Here is a 2834-nt window from a genome sequence, read left to right on the forward strand (position 1 = left end):
CCCCTTAAATTCTTGGAGAGCAAATTCACATAACCCCATCCAAATTTATTGCGCCTTAAAAAGCCCTCAAAATGAGGGCAATGTTAACTAGATTTGTGCAATACGCATCATATTTGTATTACCAGATCCTACTGGATATCCAGCAACAACAATGATGTGATCTCCTGTTTTGAATCCAGCTTGTAGTGCTAAATTACGAGCTAAATCAATATCATTTTCTTTTGTATTTTGAATATTTGAAACGACTGGAGTTACACCATGAACAGGTAATAAACTACGTTGAGTCACTTCATCAAATGTAACAGCTAAAATTGGAGCACATGGACGGAATTTAGCTAAACGACGAACTGTATTTCCACTTTGTGTAAATGCGATAATGCATTTAATATCAATTGCCAATGCAGTATCAGCTACTGAAATACCAATAGCATCGTTTAAAGTACGTTTACTTGATTTAACGTTAGCTTTTAAACGTTCTTTATAAGGAATCATTGGTTCAATTGCATTCGCAATTTTTGTCATTGTTTGAACACATTCAACTGGGTAATGACCTGCAGCTGATTCACCAGATAACATAATACAGTCTGTTCCATCCATAATAGCGTTTGCTACGTCACTTGCTTCTGCACGTGTTGGACGAGGATTTTCCTGCATAGATTCTAACATGTGTGTTGCAGTGATAGCTGGTTTACCAATTTCATTTGCAACCGCAATCATACGTTTTTGATAAATAGGTACTAATTCTAAACTTACGTCTACACCTAAATCTCCACGAGCGACCATAACACCATCAGCTACTTCTATAATTTCACGGATATTGTCAAAACCTTCCTGGTTTTCAATTTTAGGGAAGATTTGAATCATATCTTTATTTTCATCAATCAAAATTTGACGAATTGCTAGCACATCATCTTTACGACGAGTAAAACTTGCTGCGATATAGTCAACATCCATTTTACATCCGAAACGAATATCTGATTCATCTTTTTCAGAAATAAATGGCATACTTAATTTAATGCCTGGTAAGTTACATCCTTTACGACTCTTTAAGAAGTGAGGGTTGTTTACAACACCGTGAATACGATCAGGAGTTACTTCTGTAAAAGTGACTTTCATTTTTCCGTCATCCATTAAAATGAAATCACCAACTTTAACGTCGTTAAACACTTCCGGACAACGTAATGTAAATCTTTCGTGGTTTCCTAAAACTTCTTCTTTTACTAAATCGATTTCGTCACCTTCATTAAACTCGCATCCACCATTTTCGAAATCACCTAAACGAATTTCAGGGCCTTTAGTATCTAATAAAATACCAATAGGTTTTCCTGTTTCTTTACTAACCTCACGAATACGTTTAACACGTTCTGCATGTTCTTCATAGTCTCCATGAGAGAAATTTAAACGTGCGATGTTCATTCCAGCTTCTACAAGTTTTGTTAAAACTTCTTTGCTCTCACTAGCTGGACCAATAGTACAAATAATTTTTGTTTTTTTACTCATATTTATATCCTTCCTTCTAAATATATCCTAAACCAAACGATCAAATAAATTCATTAGTGGTTTACGAGATTCTTGTGGCATGCTCAATGCTTCTTCAATTGGATAAGAAATAATCTTGTTATCACGAATTGAAATACATTGTCCACCAATGCCTTGCATCAATAAATCTACAGCTTTTTCACCCATTTGTGATGCTAACAAACGGTCAAATGGACATGGAGATCCTCCACGTTGAATATGGCCTAAAACAGTTGCTCTTCCTGAAAAGCCCGTATTCAAACTTACCTTTTTCGCAAATTGATCTACATCAGTAATCTTTTCACTAATTACAACAATCGCGTGTTTTTTCTTTTTAATAATATCGATATCTCTTAAACGATCTAAGACATCTTGTTCATCAAATCCTGTATCACTTGTTACAACAATTTCGGCTCCACAAGCAATACCTGACCATAACGCTAAGTCTCCACAACGGTTTCCCATAACTTCAACAATAGAACAACGGTGATGTGAATTAGAAGTGTCTCTTAGTTTATCGACACATTCAACTACAGTTTCTAATGCTGTTTGAAAACCAATCGTATAATCTGTACAAGTAATATCGTTATCAATTGTACCAGGTAATCCGATACAGTTAATGCCCATTTCAGTTAAAGATAATGCTCCACGATATGAACCGTCACCACCAATAACTACAACGGCTTCAATACCTCTCTTTTTTAATTGAGCAATTGCTTTTTTTCTGACTTCGATGTCCTTGAATTCTGGTAAACGAGCTGATCCTAATATAGTTCCTCCTCTGTTTACGATATCTCCAACAGTTTCACGAGTTAATGGTTCAATATAACCTTCAACCATTCCTTTATAACCATTGTAAATACCAAATACTTCAAGACCACTATTTAATCCAACACGTGTTACCGCGCGTATTGCAGCATTCATTCCCGGTGAATCACCACCAGAAGTCAAAATACCAATTCTTTTAACCATAATATGTCCTCCATAGACTCATTATTAATCATCATAAATATACCACATAAATATTGTTTAAAAAAGAGTAAATTGACGTGAAAACGCTTTTAGGTAAAAAAGATTTATAACTTATTAAATGCTTGTGAAATATTTGACATTTTGTTAACAATTACTGAAAACATGTAATGTTATTTTAAGATATATCTAAATATTTGTGTAAGAAAAAAGCCAAGTCAAAGTAAATAAAGACTTGGCTTTTGAATATAAAAGGCCAAAAAAATTGGATAATAGAAATCAAGTAAAAATTAAAAAAATATCAATGATTTTTCATGGTTTTTATTGCACGCTGAAAATCCCTGAAG

At 34.1% G+C, this 2834-nt stretch carries 2 protein-coding genes; both read right to left on the reverse strand.

Translation table 11 applies throughout. From position 1 onward, the window contains the following. Window positions 1-87: 87 nt before the first annotated feature. The gene (pyk, locus tag NE544_RS11825) at window positions 88-1500 is read right to left on the reverse strand and encodes a pyruvate kinase (RefSeq protein WP_305145740.1); all 1413 of its coding nucleotides are present in this window, start codon (window positions 1498-1500) and stop codon (window positions 88-90) included. A gap of 27 nt (window positions 1501-1527) precedes the next feature. Continuing rightward, window positions 1528-2490 carry a 6-phosphofructokinase gene (gene pfkA, locus NE544_RS11830; protein ID WP_003864866.1) on the reverse strand — a complete coding sequence of 321 codons (963 nt, stop codon included), beginning with the start codon at window positions 2488-2490 and terminating at the stop codon, window positions 1528-1530. Window positions 2491-2834: the final 344 nt, after the last annotated feature.

This window comes from Holdemanella sp. MSK.7.32 (assembly GCF_024460475.1).
GTDB lineage: Bacteria > Bacillota_I > Bacilli_A > Erysipelotrichales > Erysipelotrichaceae > Holdemanella.

Excerpts from the sequence above, each read along its gene's own strand:
- pyk (WP_305145740.1), bottom strand. The coding sequence starts at position 1,500 with ATGAGTAAAAAAACAAAAATTATTTGTACTATTGGTCCAGCTAGTGAG.
- pfkA (WP_003864866.1), bottom strand. The coding sequence starts at position 2,490 with ATGGTTAAAAGAATTGGTATTTTGACTTCTGGTGGTGATTCACCGGGA.